The organism is Embleya sp. NPDC050493 (genome assembly GCF_044458105.1).
In the GTDB taxonomy this organism is placed as follows: Bacteria; Actinomycetota; Actinomycetes; order Streptomycetales; family Streptomycetaceae; genus Embleya.
Window position 1 is genome coordinate 440,304 of sequence record NZ_JBITHP010000001.1, and the last position, 15,403, is coordinate 455,706.

Below are 15,403 nucleotides of genomic sequence, written 5' to 3' on the forward strand. Positions count from 1 at the left end.
CCTATGCACTCGGGCGCGGGGTGCGCGGGGGTTTGCGTGGGCCGGGTCGGCGGTGGAGGTTGCCGTCGCGCGTTCGGTGGCTCGGGAGTTGTCCTCGAACGCCGGACGGGTCGGCGGCTCGGGTGGGTGCGAAGGTCGGCGTTGTGGCTCGGGGGGTGTGGCGGGTGGTTACGGGATGACGAAGGTGTAGCCGGCGGACTTGAGTTCGGGGATTATTCGCTCCAGCATGGCGATCGTCTGGCTGCGTTCGCCGCCGCCGTCGTGGCACAGGATCACGCCGCGCGGGCCCAGTTGGCCGTGCACGTTCTGGAGCATCTTGTCCACGCCCGGCTTCTGCCAGTCGTTGGTGTCCACCGTCCAGTGCAACGAGCCCATGCCCAGCGACGCGGCGGTCTGACGCACCTCGTCGGACCAGTTGCCGCCCGGCGCGCGGAACCAGCGCACGGGAGTGCCCGGGGACGCCTGGTGGATCCACTCCAGGGTCTGCTGCATCTGTCCGTGTATCTCGTCCGGCGTGCGCTTCTTGAGGTTGATGTCGTGCGTCATGGTGTGGTTGCACAGCCCGTGGCCGGCGGCGACCACCTTGCGGACCAGGTCGGGATGGTCCTTGGCCTGCTGGCCCACCATGCAGAAGGTGGCCTTGACGTCGTAGCGGGCGAGCAGCCCGAGGGCCTTGTCGGTCCACTCCGGCCACGGCCCGTCGTCCAGGGTCAGCGCGACCAGCTTGCCCTCGCCCTTGACCTTGGACACCAGGGTGGGATCCACCGGGGGCGGCGGCGCGGCGGGCGGGGTGGCCGGTTCCCGGGCGTTGGGGTTGCCCGGCGGCAGCGGCGGGGCCTGTATCTCCTTGGGCGCTTTCGCGGCCTGCGGCGAAGCGGCCGCCTCCGACCATCGGCCGGCATTGCCGACATTCCAGATCAGGGCAGCGCAGACGAGTATCGAGATCGTTGTGACCACGATCTGGAAACGCAGTCCCTGTATGGGCATCGCCCGAACCAACTCCCGCACGGCAACCCCCACGAATCTCGCTACGCCCGTCACGGCAAGAGCACACCCTAGGTGATCTCCGGCAAGCCTTGAAGATCGGCCGGCAGGTGCGCTCTCGATGTGATCAGTGACGTGTTTGCCGGCCCTGCGGTTCCCCTGTGATTCGTCACGGTCGATCGGTAATGTTCCCAATGTCGGCCCGATGCATCGGTTTGGGAGAACGTCGGCGGGAACGATCAGGTCGTCCCGATCCGACAGGTACCGGATTGCGACCACTCGACCGGCTCCGCGGGAGCCGGGTTCACGAGGGAGGGGCATTCATGGGCGAAAAGGTCGAGGTCACCGAGTTCTGCCGATCCGATCGGCAGCGATACCGGCACAAGTTGCGCCGCTGTCTGGAAACGCTGCAACGCATGCTGGACGAGGACCGGTTCGAGAGCGCCCGCAAGCTCATGGGCGTCGAGATCGAACTGAACCTGGCCGACGCCGCGGGTCGACCGCGGATGAGCAATGCCGAGGTGTTGCGGCGGATCGCCAGCCCGGATTTTCAGACCGAGCTGGGACTGTTCAACATCGAGGTCAACATTCCGCCGCATCGGCTCACCGGGCCGGTGTTCTCGGAATTGGTCGAGGAACTGCGCACGAGCCTGGACTACGCCGACCGCAAGGCCGCGGAACTCGAAGCGCGGATCGTGATGATCGGCATTCTGCCGACCCTGACCGATGCGCACATGGCGTTCGAGACCATATCCGACAACGCCCGATACACCCTTCTCAACGATCAGATCCTCAACGCCCGAGGCGAGGACATACGGTTGCATATCGAGGGTGTCGAGCGGCTCGACACGACGGCCACCACGATTGTCTCCGAGGCCGCCTGTACGTCCGTGCAGTTCCACCTCCAGGTCACTCCGAGGAATTTCGGTCCGCTGTGGAACGCGGCGCAATCCATCACCGGGGTGCAGTGCGGAATCGGGGCGAATTCACCGTTCCTGTTCGGCCGCGAGCTGTGGCGCGAGACCCGCCCGATCCTGTTCGAGCAGGCGTGCGACACCCGGCCCGAGGAGCTGATCGCGCAGGGCGTACGACCGCTGACCTGGTTCGGCGAACGGTGGATCGACTCGGTCGTGGACCTGTTCGAGGAGAACCTCAAGTACTTCCCGTCGTTGTTGCCCATCTGCGACGACGAGGACCCGATCGAGGCACTGGATCGCGGCGACGTCCCGCACCTGCGCGAACTCAAGCTGCACAACGGCACGATCTACCGATGGAACCGCCCGGTCTACGACGTGGCCCGCGGCAAGCCGCACCTGCGGGTGGAGAACCGGGTGTTGCCGGCCGGGCCGACCGTGGTCGACATCATGGCCAACGCGGCCTTCTACTACGGCGTGGTGCGTTCGCTGGTGGACGACGAGCATCCGGTCTGGGAACGCATGCCGTTCGAGGTCGCCACCGAGAATTTCCACGCCGGTGCCCGGTACGGCATCGACGCACGACTGAACTGGCCCGGCCACGGCACCGTGCCGGTCACCGAACTGGTGCTGGAGGACCTGCTGCCGCGCGCCTACGAGGGCCTGGACCGGTGGGGGATCGACCCGCGTGAGCGGGACGAGTACCTGGGCATCATCGAGCAGCGCTGCCTGCTGCGCACCAACGGGGCCACCTGGCAGAGCGCGCAGTACCACCACTATCGGGACACCAAGGGCATGGACCGGTTGGAGGCCCTGCGCGCGATGACCCTGCGCTACGCCGAGCACATGCGCGGCGGGGACGCCGTGCACACGTGGCCCGTGGGCTGACGGCGGGCTTATCCGCGCTCGGTAACGTGTGCGGGTGATCACCGAGCCCGAGTCCGTCGAGACCCCCGCCGTGCCCCGGCGCCGAGTGCTGCGCTCGGAAGTGGTGTTGGTGCTGGCCCTGTCCCTGGGCGCATCCGGGGTCTCCTCGTTGATCTCGTTCCTCGGCTCGCTGACCGCGCCCGGCGGCCTGGGACACAAGGCCGCCGTGCTCAACGGCTCGCGGGCGGCGGATCGACCGTGGCTGGACCTGGCCTGGCAACTGTTCGGGATCGCCACCGCGCTGGTGCCGGTGTTCCTGGTCGCGCACCTGCTGATGCGCGAGGGCGGCTCGTTGCGCGCGCTCGGGGTCGACCGGACCCGGCCGTGGTGGGACCTGGGCCGCGGGGCGGGCGTGGCGGCGGCGATCGGCGGGTCGGGGCTGGCGCTGTACCTGGGCGCGCATGCCGCGGGCGCGAACCTGACCGTGGTGCCGACCACGCTGCCGGACGTGTGGTGGCGGATCCCGGTGCTGGTGTTGTCCGCGATCCAGAACGCGGCCCTGGAGGAGGTGATCGTCCTCGGCTATCTGCTGCGCCGGCTCGGCCAGTTGGAGGTGCCGTGGGTCGGGGCGGTGGCGATCAGCGCGGTGGTGCGCGGCTCGTACCACCTGTATCAGGGCATCGGCGGGTTCTTCGGGAACGTCGTGATGGGCGTCGTGTTCTGTCTGCTGTACAAGCGCTGGGGCCGGGTCATGCCGCTGCTGGTGGCACACGCGCTGATCGACATCGTGGCGTTCGTGGGCTACGTGCTGCTCGCCGGCCGGGTGGACTGGGTCCCGACGCCCTAGGGTCCGTCGACGGCGATCGATTTATGGACTCGTCGGTACGTCTCGGACCCGTCGTTGGTGTCTGATGGTCAATGTGGGCAGACCTCTCCGAGAGGGGTTCGTCACGGACAGGTGCATATCGGGCGACGCGGGGACGCAGGGGGTCGTATGGACAACCGGAGGCGGGTGGAGTTCTTCTCCACACCGACGCCCATCGGCGGGCCGCCGCGCGGGCGGTTCGGACTGCACGCGCTGAGTAGGCATCCGGTGCGGATCCTGATGGTGGTCGGCGGGCTGATCCTGTTGGTGATCGTCTTCTTCGTGGCACTGCTCACGGTGGACGGCGGCGGTTCGAGCGACAAGAAGACCAAGACGGCCGGCGCCGGTTCGAGCAAGAGCTCGTCGGGGTCGCCGAACCCGACCGGCTCCGGCACCGGCAAGGCCACCTCCGGTACCGGGCAGACCGCCGCCGGGCCCCGGCCCGGTTCGGTCGCGGCGACCGTGCACACCGGCGGCCGACTGGTGATGTACAAGGGCACGTCGTACCAGTCGGACAAGGTCGTGCAGATCAAGACCGGCACCGAGGTCCGGGCGAACTGCCACGCGGAGGGCTCGATCGCCTACTACGCGGGCTCCTCCAGTCGCACCTGGGCGCAGATCGACGTGGAGGGCAAGACCGGTTTCGTGCCCGCGATCTACCTGGAGAGCGGTGGGGACCTGAGCAAACAGGTACCCGCGTGCACCGGTTGACGGCTCGATCGGGGCAGCACCGCGGGTGACCCCGTCGGTCGGTTCATCGGCGTACGGCGGGCCGGGGCGGATCGACCTCGTATCCGGGGGAGCCCACGAGCACGATCCGCCTCGTGCCCGCAAGCCTCGTGCCCGCGACGGGTGCGCGCGAGCCGATCGCCGTCGGGTTCCGGATCGGCGCCCGCGCGAGGCGACCCGCGCGGTGGACCCGACCCGGACCGCGGACCGCCGCATGCCCGATCCCGGCGGAACCGGGCGTCCCGCGTCCGGACCTCGCTCGCGGACGGACCGAGGACGAGGCGCGGATGACGGGGGAGCCGGCGCGTCGCGCCCGGATCCGGGGCGCATCCGCAGAACATGGGGCCCGAGGGGGTCATGTCGACGGTTCCCGGGGAACAACCGAAATCGGCGGAACGACTGTCCCTTCCGCCGCCGCCCCCCGGGCCGCCCGGCCGAACCGCCGGCGACCGGGCCGACCCTTGCCCCCGGCCCTCGACCGGCACCCCGCGCACGGAAAGGTTCACGTGGACGCGACCGACCGACACGACCGCCCCCGCGAGACCGCGGGCACGTTGCGGGCGCATTGGGCCTGGTACCACGACGGTCGGGTGCCGGCGTGCAGCGCGGGGCCGGAACGGCGGGCTCACTTCGAACGACTGGTGCGACCCACCCTCGACGAGTACGCGCCGCCCGGGTGGGTGGGACTGACCAGTACCGGACGCGAGGACCCGTTCGTCGCGATGACCCTGCGCGATGCGGACGGGGTCCGCTACTTCACCGCGCCGTACGCCGAGATCGCCGCCGCCGCGGCCGGCTACACCGCGCTGTGGCTGGCCTTTCGCGGCATCGAACTGCCCACCGACCGGGAGCGACCGCTGCGGGTCCGCCTGCCCGGCTCGCCGGGCGCGGTCGGTGTGCGGGGGGACGACTTCGAATGGCTCGCGGGTGTGGCGGCGGCGGTCCTGGCCGGCCCGGTGGTGATCACCGGCGCGGACCACCTGGACACCCGGAGCCGATTGGAACTCCTGGACCGAGTGGCCGCGTTGTTGCCGTACGGCTGTCGCGCCGGCCTGCGCTTCGCGACCTCGATGGGCTCCACCGGGCGACTGCGACCACGGCTGGCCTTCGGCCGGGTGCCCGCGCCCGGCACGGTGCGGGTGGCCCTGGACGGCATGCCCGACCTGCCCGACCTGCCCGCCGCCCGTGCCTACCTGGGCGAACTGACCACGCTGCGCCGCCGGGTCGGGCTCGACCCGCTGATCGCCGCCCTCGCGACGCTGCACGAACCGGGCACGCCCGCCGCCGGGGACCACCTGCTCGGGCTGCTCGCCGAGGCGGGAGCCCGGGCCGCCGGGATGGGCGCGGGCGGCGCCGCGCCGCGTACGGCCGCCGAGTTCGTGGGCGCCGCCGCGGCCGGCCCCGCCTCGCGGGCACCCGCGGTCGAGGCCCGCCCCGGGTCCGTGCTGGACCGGTTGCTGTGCGGGGACACCACGCTGGCGGCCCCGATCGCCGAGCGCTGGCGGGCGGAGGACGGCGACGAGGTGACCCGGGACATGGCCGCCGCGCTGCGGGCCCGGCCGGCCGGGTTGGCGGTCGGCTGGAACACGGCGGTGGCGGCCGGCCGGGGTGATCGGCTCGTCCACGTCCTGCTCGGCCCGGTCCCGCCGCTCCTGGCCGGCGCCACCCCGCCCGCCGGCACCGAACCGCGAGCCCCGCACGGCGCGGACGCGGCGACGGACGGCGCGGGCCGGGTCGACGGCGGCTCGGTCTCGCCCGAGGCGCTGGTCGCGGACCTGTGCCGACTGCTGGGCCCGGCATCGACCACCGACGTGCCCGCGCTCTACGACGCGCTGTGGAACCACCCGGTGGTGCTGCGCCGGCTCCTGGACACCTCGGGACCGGATCTGCGCGCGTGGCTGGAGGTGATCCGGCCGTGGGACGACCGGGCGCCCGAATGGCTCGCGCCATACGCGCTGTTGGTGGGCGAGCGGTTGCGGACGGCCGAGATACCGAGCGCCGAGGCGGTGTTCACGCTGCGCGTGGCCGGGCACACCGACCCCGCCACGATCGCCGCCGTCCTGCACGACCTGTGGCCGACCCTGGTCCCGCTCACCGACCGGCGCGCGGACCCCGCCGCACAGGGCCTGGCCGCGCTTCTGGGCACTCCGCTGGGTGCCCAGGCCCCGGTCGCCGCCCGGGTACGCGCCGACGTGCTGCGGCTCGCGCTGGGCGGCGCGCCCACGGACGGGCCGTACGTCGCGGCGGATCTGCTGGCGCTGCGCCGGGAGCCGGTCGCCGAGGGGCGGTTCGCCGGCTGGGTCGCCGCACTGTTGCGGGCCGTGCCGGTCACCGCCGAACTGCTCGGCGAACTGGTCCGGGCCGGCGACCCGGCGGTCACCGCCGCGGTCGCGGACGCGGTGCTCGCCGACCCCCGCCTCGCCGAGCTGCCCGGACTGGACAACGCGTGGTGGGCCGCGGTCGCCCGGGCCCGCCCGGAACTGGCCGCGCGCGCCGCGAGCGGCTGGTTCCGCGACGCGCTGCGCGGGGCGGACGCCGAAGCGGTGGCCCGAGTGTGGGCGGCGGAGATCGTCGACGGCCCGGCCCGTGCGCGCCGCGACCTGTACGTGCACGAGGTCGGTCGCTGGTGGCACGGCGCCGGCGACCGCGAGCGGGACCGACTGCTGCCCCACCTGGAACGCGAACTGACCGCCCGTGGGCCGACCCCGGCCCAGGCGCGCGAGGAACTGCGGGCGATCCGGGTCCTGATCGCCGCGCACAGCTGGGGGCCGGAGGCCGCACTGTTGATCGTCGAGCGCGAACAGGACGAGTTCGACGCGTTCCGTCGCCACCTCAAACAACTGCGGGCCGCGCTCAAACACGGCGAAGGGCCGCGTGCGCTCGCCGTCGCGGTGGTCCTGACCCTGATCGCGCTGTGCGCCGCGGTGCCCGCGCACGACTCGGTGGCGGCCCCGCGGCCGGCGGCGGTCGGCGCCGAACCACCCGATCCGTACGGCGCCGAGCGGCTGATCGCGAGCCTGGGCGCGGATCGCGAGGGCGCGAACTACGTGATCCTGGTGGATGCCTCGGAGTCGATGAACCGCACCGGTCGCTACGCCGCGGTCAAGACCGCGATGACCGCGTTCCTGGGCCGGCTCACCCCGTCCGACCGGGTCTCGCTGATCAGCTTCGACACCACCGCGACCGAGTACGGCAACGGCCTGGAGCCGGTCACCGATCCGGCCGCGATGGCCGCGCGGTTGCCCGCCCCGCGGGTCGGCGATCCGACGGAGGGCGGCCCGGCGGGCACCGTGCCGCCGAGGCGGGAGGCGGAGCCCGCCGATCTGCACGCCGCGCTCGACCGGGCACTGACCGTGCTGCGCACGTCCGCGCCGAACTCGGTGAACGGGGTGCTGCTGCTCTCGGACGCGACCCGCGACGCGGTCGGCCCGGACCTGCGCAAGGACTTCGACCGGCTCGGCGAGGAGGGCCGCACGGTCACGGGCTTCGCGATCCCCCTGGCGAGCGACGCCGGCGCGGGACCGGCGCTCCAGCGGGTGCTGCCGGACACCCGCATCCTGCGGGACAACCCGGCCGACCCGGGCACCGGCCTGGCCCAGGCGCGTGTCGGCCTGCAACTGCGCAGCGCCGCCCGGATCGTGGCGGCGGACAGGGACGGCGGGGTGCGGGCCACGTGGTTGATGCCGCCGGCCGAGCAGCCGGACGCGCTGGACTGCCGCACGTTCCAACCGGTGCCGCCGAACACCCGGCTCGACCTGTCCTCGGGCCGCGAGTTGTGCCTGCGTCTGGTCGCGACCACGACGCGGGTCCCGCTCCAGGTCACCCGGCTGCGGGTGGACGGCGTCGGGGTGGTCGGCCTCAAGGACGGCGCGCCGCTGCTGGCGCCGGGCCGACCCGTCTACTTCTCGGTCAACCTCGCCGCGCGCACGCATCGCACCGACGGCATGTGGAAGGACGCCGGGCACTACGAGGCCAAGGCGCACGTGGTCGGGGAGGTGCGCACCCCGCTGGCCGAGTCGTTCAAGGAGCACCTCCCGGACACCCGACTCGAACTGCGGCCGGAGGTGTCCGGCGACGACCTGCTGTACCGGGGCGACGAACGGGTGGACCTCAGCTGGTGGCCGTGGCTGCTGGTGGGCCTGGGTACGCTCGCGTTCGCCGGCGCCGTGTGGTTCGGGTGGTCGTGGGTACGCCCCCGGGTCCGCCGCCGCCGGGTACCGTGACCGGCATGCGGATTTTTGTCGTGGACGCGTTCACCGATCGACCGTTCCGAGGCAATCCGGCGGGGGTGTGTCTGCCCGACTCCGCGCATGTCGACGACGTCGCCTGGATGCAGTCGGTCGCGACCGAGCTACGGCATTCCGAGACCGCGTTCGCGGTGCCCACCGCGGGCGTCGACGCGGACTTCGCACTGCGCTGGTTCACCCCGCAGACCGAGGTGGACCTGTGCGGCCACGCCACCCTGGCGACGGCGCACGTGCTGTTCGGGCAGGGTCTGGCGAGCACTTCGCGGATCCGCTTCGCGACCCGCAGCGGGGTGCTCACCGCGACCCTGGACAGCTCCGGCGTGCTCCTGGACTTCCCCGCGCTGCCGCCGCGCGAGGTGCCGGTACCGGCCGACCTGGGCCTGGCCCTGGGGGTCGAGCCGATCCGGGTGGCTGCGGGCGGCGACGACCTGCTGGTGGAGGTGGCGTCCGAGGCGGCCGTACGGGCGGTGGTCCCGGACCTGGAGATGATCGCCGCGCTGCCGTACCGGGCGTTGATCGTCACCGCCGCGGGCGAGGGCCGAGCCGACTTCGTCTCGCGCGTGTTCGCACCCTCGGTGGGCATCGCCGAGGACCCGGTCACCGGTTCGGCGCACTGCGTGCTCGGCCCGTACTGGGCGCCGCGGCTGGACCGCAGGCGGATGAACGGCGCGCAACTGTCCGCGCGCGGCGGCACGGTCGGCGTGGAGTTGGTCGGCGATCGGGTGCGGCTGTCGGGCCGCGCGGTCACGGTGCTGGAGGGAGACCTGGTCACCGACTGAGCGGGTCGGTGCCGAGCGGCGGGACCGCGCGGGTCCGGGCGGGGCGGGTCGGGACGCGCGGGTCCGGGCCGTGCGGGGCGGACTTCGGCGACGCGACGGCGCTCGACTCGGCACCCGCCCGGATCGGTGGAAACGGCGGTGGATCATTGCGCCCGCCGTTGCTAGCGTGCGGGCACCAACCGACCTGACACACCGTCAGTAGAGCCGGGAGCTGCACCATGTCCGAGGCCGTCAGCTACAACGCATCCCACCTGGGGCTGTGCGTCACCGATCTGGACCGGGCGATGCGGTTCTACTGCGACGGCCTGGGCTTCGCCCCCGTGGTGCGCTACGACGTGGGCAACGAGGTCGCGCACACCCTGGAGGTCGAGGGCGACGTGCGCCTGGTGTCGCAGATGATCGCCAAGGCGGGCATGGTCGTGGAACTGCTGCACTACGCCTCGCCGAACCCGCTGGGCGAGCCGTCGCGGCGGCGCAACCAACTCGGACTGACCCACCTGTCCTTCATCGTCGAGGACGTGGACGCCGCCGCGGCCCGCCTGGTCGAGTACGGCGGCACGCTCCTGGCCGACACGCGGGCCAGTCTGCGCAGCGACACCGGCTCCACCGAACTGGTCTTCCTGGCCGACCCGGACGGGACCCGGGTGGAACTGATGAAGCTCGAGGGTTGACCCGCGCGGGACCCGGGTGGGACCGCCGCGGCCCGAGGGCCGACCGCGCGGGACCCGTGTGCGCTCACTCGGTCAGCCCCGTCATCACGTCGCGCAGGCACCCGCGCAGCCACGCATGCCCGGGATCGGCGTTGTTGCGCGGATGCCAGGCCAGGCCCATCGGCAACGGCGGCAGGTCCAGCGGCACCTCGAACGTGCGCAACCCCATCTCCGCGACCATCGTGGTGAGTTGCTCCGCGACCAGGCCGACCAGGTCGCCGGCTCCGAGGACGAACAACGAGGACGGGAAGGTCGGCACGGTGCCCACCACCCGGCGGGTCAGGCCCAGTTCGGCGAGCGCGGCGTCGACCGGTCCGTGCAGCTTGCCCCGGCGCGAGACGATCAGATGCTCGGCGGCGGCGAACCGCTCGGGGGTGCAGCGCCCCTCCAGCAGCGGGTGACCGACCCGTACGCACGCGACCATGCGGTCGTCGAAGAGGTGCTCGGTGTGCACCTCCGGTGAGACGGTGTCGATCACGCCCACCTCCAGGTCGGCGATCCCCTCACGCAGCGCCGGAGCGTCGACGTAGCCCTCCCCGAGGAACTTCAGCCGCACCCCCGGCGCCTCCCGCGCCGCACGCGCGAACAGCTTCTCGGCGCACGCCGCGGTGAAGGCGTCGTGCGCGAGCACGGTGAAGGTGCGGGAAAGGGTGCGCAGATCCACCTCGCCGGCGGCGGTGAACAGGGTGCGGGCGCGTTCCACGATGACGCGCACCTCGGCCCGGATGGCCAGCGCGTGCGGAGTGGGCACCATCGAGCGGCCCGCCCGGACCAGGATCGGGTCGCCCAACGCCTTGCGGATCCGGCCGAGCGTACGGCTCATCGCGGGCTCGGACAGATGCATGCGCTGCGCCGCGCCGGAGACGCTGCACTCCTCCAGGAGCGCGTCCAGCGCGGTGAGCAGATTGAGGTCCATTCCCGATTGCGTCACACGCATCCTTTCCATGCAGAACATGCACTGGAGTCAATCGACGTCTCACCCTACGGTGAAGGGGTCCGGACACGCAGTTCCCGCATCACCACTTCCTCTTCCGTCAGTCGGCTCCTCCTGGGGGACCCATGTCCACGCCTGTCCGGGCCACCTCGGCGCCTCGCGCCGACAGCCCCGAACCCGACCGTGCCGGCGCGTCGCGCGCCGTGCTGCTCGCGATGTGCGCCTGCGTGCTGGTCGCGCAGAGCATGGTCGCCGCCATCAACCTGGCCATTCCGCAACTGGCCGCGTCCCGGTTGCACCCGTCCGCCGACGACATCCTGTGGATCGTCGACGCGTACGTGATCGTCTTCGCCGGACTGCTCATCCCGGCCGGCGCCCTCGGCGACCGCTACGGCCGCAAGGGCGCGCTGCTCGCCGGGCTCGGCGTGTTCGCCGTCGGCGCCACGGTCAGCGCGCTCGCCACGAACTCGGCGACGCTGATCGCCGGCCGCGGTATCTCCGGCGCGGGCGCCGCGCTGATCATGCCCGCGACCATGTCCATCCTGATGCACGTCTTCCCGGCCGAGCGTCGGCCGCAGGCGATGGCGTCCTGGACCCTCGCGGTCGGCCTGGGCGGTCTGCTCGGCAACGTGGGTGGTGGCCTGGTCCAGGAATACCTGCCCTGGCAGGGCCTGTTCTGGATCATGGTCCCCGCGGCCGCGGTGCTCGCCGCGGTCGTGCAACGGGTCACCCCGCGTACCGCAACGCACCCGGCGGCGCTCGACCCGATCGGATCCGCACTGCTGATCACCGGTCTGGTCGCGGTGTTGTACGGGATCATCGAGGGCCCGGAGTTCGGTTGGGGCTCCGGCCACGTGATCGGCGGCTTCGGGCTGGGCGGCCTGCTGCTGGTCGGCTTCGTGCTGCACGCGCTGCGCGCCGAGCACCCGCTGCTCGACCCGCGGGTATTCAAGTCCGCCAAGCTCCGGGCCGGCGTGCTCGGCATCGGTGCGAGCTTCTTCGGGCTGTTCGCGCTGTTCTTCATCAACGCCCAGTACCTGCAATACGTGAAGGGCTTCTCGGCGCTGCGCACCGGATTTGCCATCATCCCGCTCACGGTCGGCATGGCGCTCGCGCCCAAGGTCGCGGTCAAGGCGCAACAGCGGTACGGAACCCGCCCGTTGGTGGTGTTCGGGCTGAGTCTGATCGGGATCGGGCTGCTGTGCATGGCGAGCGTGGACGCACACACGCCGTACGCGGTGTACGCCGGGTTCCTGTTGATCCTGTCGGCGGGCACCGGTCTGTGCGCACCCGCGCTGTCCTTCGGGGTGGTCTCCGAACTCCCGGCGCATCAGTCGGGGTTGGGCTCGGGGTTGAACACCGCTGCCCGCGAGGTCGGTGCCGCGTTGGGGGTCGCCGTGTTCGGCACCATCCTGGCCGCCCGCTTCTCCGGTCAGCCGGCCGTGGAGTTGGCCCGGACCCGGGGCGCGGAACACGCCCGCGTCGTGGACTCGTTCACCGATGCGATGTCGGTCGGTTTCCTGGTCGTCGGCGGCCTGCTGCTGGCGATCACGGCGGTGGTCGCGATGGGCTACCGGGATCGCGCGCGCGTCTCGGCCGCCCCGATCGCGTCGGGCGGTGCCGCATGAACCGGGCGACGAGTCGCCGACGTGGGCCGGTGGGCAGGCTGCTCGACCGGGTGTTCCTGACCGGCACGATCGTGGAGACCGAGTTGATCGCGGCCCGGATGCGGCGGATCCGGATCGGCGACGCCTCGCTGCGCGGCCTGGCCTGCCGACCCGGGCAACAGGTCCGGGTGCACGTGAACGACGTGCTCTCGATCGCGGGTTGGCGCCAGGGCCCGGGCAACCTGCTGCGCACCTACTCGGTGTGGCGGCACGACCCGGCGGCCGGGACGCTGGACCTGTGCGTGCTGGACCACGACGGCGGCCCGGGGCCGGGAGCCGCGTGGGGTCGGGCGGCGCGACCCGGCGACCGGGTCCGGTTCGGCCGACCCGAGGGCGGCTTCGTGCTGCGTCCGGACGCGCCCTACCACGTGTTCGTGGGCGAGGAGACCGCATCGGTGGCGCTGGGCGCGATGATCGCGGCGGTGGGTCCGGCGCTGAACGTGTACGGGGTGATCGAGACCGCCACCGAGGCCGACCGGCTGCCGATGCCGCACGCCGAGCGGCTCACCTGGCTGACCCGCGGCGACGCGTCGGCGGCGTCCTCGGCGCCGCTGGCCGAGGCGGTCGGCCGGCTGGCGCTGCCGGCGACGCCGGGCATCGCCTATGTGGCGGGCGAGGCGAAGACGGTCAAGCTGGTCCGCGACCGGCTCGTCGCCGACCACGGCTGGGACCGCCGTTCGGTGATCACCAAGCCCTTCTGGTCCCCGGGGCGGACGGGCATGGAGTGACCACGGTCGGCCCGGCACGTTTGGTGTGGCCGGGCCGACTTCGGGCGCCGGTCGAGTCGATGTCGACTCGACCGGCGCCCGCGCGTCCGTCACCGGGGCCGTTCCGGCGCCCGGCCTCCCGGGTCGCCCGGTCGGGCTCCGCTACAGCGTGAGCAGAGCGCGGATCGGGCGGGTCGGATCGGTCAGCGGGCGCATCGCCAACCGGATCAGGGCGAGCGGATTGTCGTCGCCGGCGATCCGGTTCGCGCCCAGTGCCCCGCAGGACTGGCACTGATGGATCAGCTGCCATTCGCCGTCCGCCCGAACCGACATGCTCAGCACGGTCATTCGGCCCCGACAGTCGGCCGCCCGATCGCCCGGGACGCGGCGATCGAGGTGCAGGCTGGTGAGGCAGTGCGGACAGTGGTTGCGATGTGCCGTACCGGGCGCGAGCAACGGCACGTCGAGCCGACATCCGACGCAGCGGAAGGCGTCGCCGCGCCCGGTCCGTCCGTGGGTGACGTCCTTGTACCGCTGCGGGCGCCGGTCCGCCGGTTTGCGCCGGGCCACCGTCACCACTCCCCGAACACTTCGAGCGGGAACGGGGGTTGGGCCAGCGGCCGGACGGCCATCCGAATCAGGATGAGCTGGTTGTCGTCCGGAGCGATGGCATTCGAGGTCAGTTCGTCGCACCGGATGCATCGATGCACGATCATCCAGTCGCCGCTGCGCAGCACCGCGATCGAGATCGGCGACATCCGCGCCGCGCACTCGGACGGTCCGCCCTCGACCCGGTCGAGGACGTGTCGGGAGTGCAGGCAGCTCGGGCAGTGGTTGCGCCGGCCGCCGGCCGGGTCGACGGTGGTCACGGTGAGGCCGCAGCGGACACAGTCGAAGGTGTCGGTGCGCGGTGGGACGGTGTGTTGCTTACCGGAGTTGTGGCTGCCGGTGGACACTCGGAAATCTCCTTGCCGGAGGCGGAAGCGAAGACAGCAAGGAAGCGCCGAGCGCTCTCGGGAGGGGCCGTCGGCTCGACCCGCCGCGGCGAACGCGGACGGGCCGGCGGGGCCACCGGGAGGATCAGCGGCGGTCGGGAGGATCCCCGACGCCGGATCCGGCCACGGTCTGGTGAGGCGCGCTCGGCGCGGACAGGGGCATCAACACCTGATTTCCGATGAGGGTGGCCGCCCGCGCTGCGCGGACGTGACCGGGCGAACGTAACAGCGGGCGCGGCGACGGGGCCAACGATTTTCACTCGTCAGCGAGCAGCGAGCAGCGAGCAGCGAGCAGCGAGCCGCAAGCCCCGAGCCGCGAACGCGAGCCACGAGTCCCAAGCTCCAGGCCCGTGCCACGACCCGAGGCCGCCGTCCCGGACCGCGACCCGAGCCGCGGCCCGGTCCGGTCCGCCCGATCGGCCCTGCCAGACTGGTCCGATGATCGTCAGACTCGCGCAGGCGGTGGACCGGCCCGGCCTCCTGGCCCTGGCCGCCGAGGTGGAGCACTGGTTCGGACCGATGGTGGAGGAGCCCGGATTCCACACCGCGCTGGACGAGCACATCGGCGCCGGCCTGGCACTCGTGGTCCCGCGGGATTCGGGGCCCGGGCTGCTCGGCGGCCTGCTGTTCGGCGCCGAACCGCCGGTGCATCACGTGCACTGGCTGGTGGTGTCCGAGGCCGCCCGGGGCCGCGGCGTGGGCCGGGCGCTGATGGCGGAGGCGACGCGTCGGTACGTGCGCGGGCCGGGCACCATCGAGTTGATCACCTTCGGGGCGGACCACCCGGGTGCGATCGAGGGCGGCTCCCGGGCGTTCTACGCGTCGCTCGGCTTCGTCGCCGCGGAGCCGGCCGAGCGTGGCCCGGAAGGCGGTTCGCGACAGGTGTTCCGCCGGACGGTGGACCGGGCACCGGGGGGGGCCCCCCGCCCCGGGGGGGGGCGGGGCGCGCGCCCCCCGGGGGGCGGGCGGGGCGGGCGGGGCCCCCCCCCCCCCCCCCCCCCCCCC

13 protein-coding genes are annotated in these 15,403 nt (G+C 72.6%); 9 read left to right on the forward strand and 4 right to left on the reverse strand.

Translation table 11 applies throughout. From position 1 onward, the window contains the following. Positions 1–168: 168 nt before the first annotated feature. Complete coding sequence (locus ACIBM5_RS01670; RefSeq protein ID WP_396004857.1) at positions 169–987, reverse strand: polysaccharide deacetylase family protein; 819 nt, start codon at positions 985–987, stop codon at positions 169–171. 320 nt (positions 988–1,307) lie between these two features. Here ACIBM5_RS01670 and ACIBM5_RS01675 point away from each other — a divergent pair, with 320 nt between their 5' ends. The 6 genes from ACIBM5_RS01675 to ACIBM5_RS01700 all read left to right on the forward strand — a co-directional run bounded on the left by ACIBM5_RS01675 (position 1,308) and on the right by ACIBM5_RS01700 (position 10,056). Further along, entirely contained in the window at positions 1,308–2,786 is a 1,479-nt protein-coding gene (locus tag ACIBM5_RS01675; RefSeq protein ID WP_396004858.1) for a glutamate--cysteine ligase, read from the forward strand. Between the two features lie 28 nt (positions 2,787–2,814). Further along, entirely contained in the window at positions 2,815–3,612 is a 798-nt protein-coding gene (locus tag ACIBM5_RS01680) for a CPBP family intramembrane glutamic endopeptidase (protein ID WP_396004859.1), read from the forward strand. 147 nt (positions 3,613–3,759) lie between these two features. After that, positions 3,760–4,341: a hypothetical protein gene (locus tag ACIBM5_RS01685; RefSeq protein WP_391582064.1), complete on the forward strand. Its 582-nt coding sequence runs from the start codon at positions 3,760–3,762 to the stop codon at positions 4,339–4,341. A gap of 524 nt (positions 4,342–4,865) precedes the next feature. Beyond that, positions 4,866–8,582, forward strand: a complete 3,717-nt coding sequence (locus ACIBM5_RS01690) for a VWA domain-containing protein (protein WP_396004860.1) — start codon at positions 4,866–4,868, stop codon at positions 8,580–8,582. 5 nt (positions 8,583–8,587) lie between these two features. Beyond that, positions 8,588–9,385: a PhzF family phenazine biosynthesis protein gene (locus tag ACIBM5_RS01695; RefSeq protein WP_396004861.1), complete on the forward strand. Its 798-nt coding sequence runs from the start codon at positions 8,588–8,590 to the stop codon at positions 9,383–9,385. Between the two features lie 218 nt (positions 9,386–9,603). Continuing rightward, positions 9,604–10,056 carry a VOC family protein gene (locus tag ACIBM5_RS01700; protein ID WP_391582067.1) on the forward strand — a complete coding sequence of 151 codons (453 nt, stop codon included), beginning with the start codon at positions 9,604–9,606 and terminating at the stop codon, positions 10,054–10,056. Positions 10,057–10,120: 64 nt separating this feature from the next. Here the strand turns inward: ACIBM5_RS01700 and ACIBM5_RS01705 are convergent, their stop codons facing one another. Next, positions 10,121–11,032 carry a LysR family transcriptional regulator gene (locus tag ACIBM5_RS01705; RefSeq protein WP_396004863.1) on the reverse strand — a complete coding sequence of 304 codons (912 nt, stop codon included), beginning with the start codon at positions 11,030–11,032 and terminating at the stop codon, positions 10,121–10,123. 122 nt (positions 11,033–11,154) lie between these two features. On the opposite strand from ACIBM5_RS01705, the gene ACIBM5_RS01710 reads away from it, so the two are divergent. Beyond that, positions 11,155–12,657 carry an MFS transporter gene (locus ACIBM5_RS01710; protein ID WP_396004864.1) on the forward strand — a complete coding sequence of 501 codons (1,503 nt, stop codon included), beginning with the start codon at positions 11,155–11,157 and terminating at the stop codon, positions 12,655–12,657. Continuing rightward, a complete protein-coding gene (locus ACIBM5_RS01715; RefSeq protein ID WP_396004865.1) occupies positions 12,654–13,424 on the forward strand; it encodes a siderophore-interacting protein in 771 nt (256 codons plus the stop codon). The genes ACIBM5_RS01710 and ACIBM5_RS01715 overlap by 4 nt, the downstream gene beginning before the upstream one ends. 141 nt (positions 13,425–13,565) lie before the next feature. On the opposite strand, the gene ACIBM5_RS01720 is transcribed toward ACIBM5_RS01715, so the two are convergent. Together ACIBM5_RS01720 and ACIBM5_RS01725 are read right to left on the reverse strand one after the other, a co-directional pair. Further along, positions 13,566–13,973 (reverse strand): RNHCP domain-containing protein, encoded by a 408-nt coding sequence (locus tag ACIBM5_RS01720; protein WP_391582071.1) that lies wholly within the window; start codon positions 13,971–13,973, stop codon positions 13,566–13,568. Between the two features lie 2 nt (positions 13,974–13,975). Next, complete coding sequence (locus ACIBM5_RS01725; protein WP_391582072.1) at positions 13,976–14,359, reverse strand: RNHCP domain-containing protein; 384 nt, start codon at positions 14,357–14,359, stop codon at positions 13,976–13,978. A 477-nt stretch (positions 14,360–14,836) separates the two neighbouring features. Between ACIBM5_RS01725 and ACIBM5_RS01730 the strand changes: the two genes are divergently transcribed. Continuing rightward, positions 14,837–15,403: GNAT family N-acetyltransferase (locus tag ACIBM5_RS01730; RefSeq protein WP_396004867.1), on the forward strand; the 567-nt coding region annotated here is incomplete at its 3' end.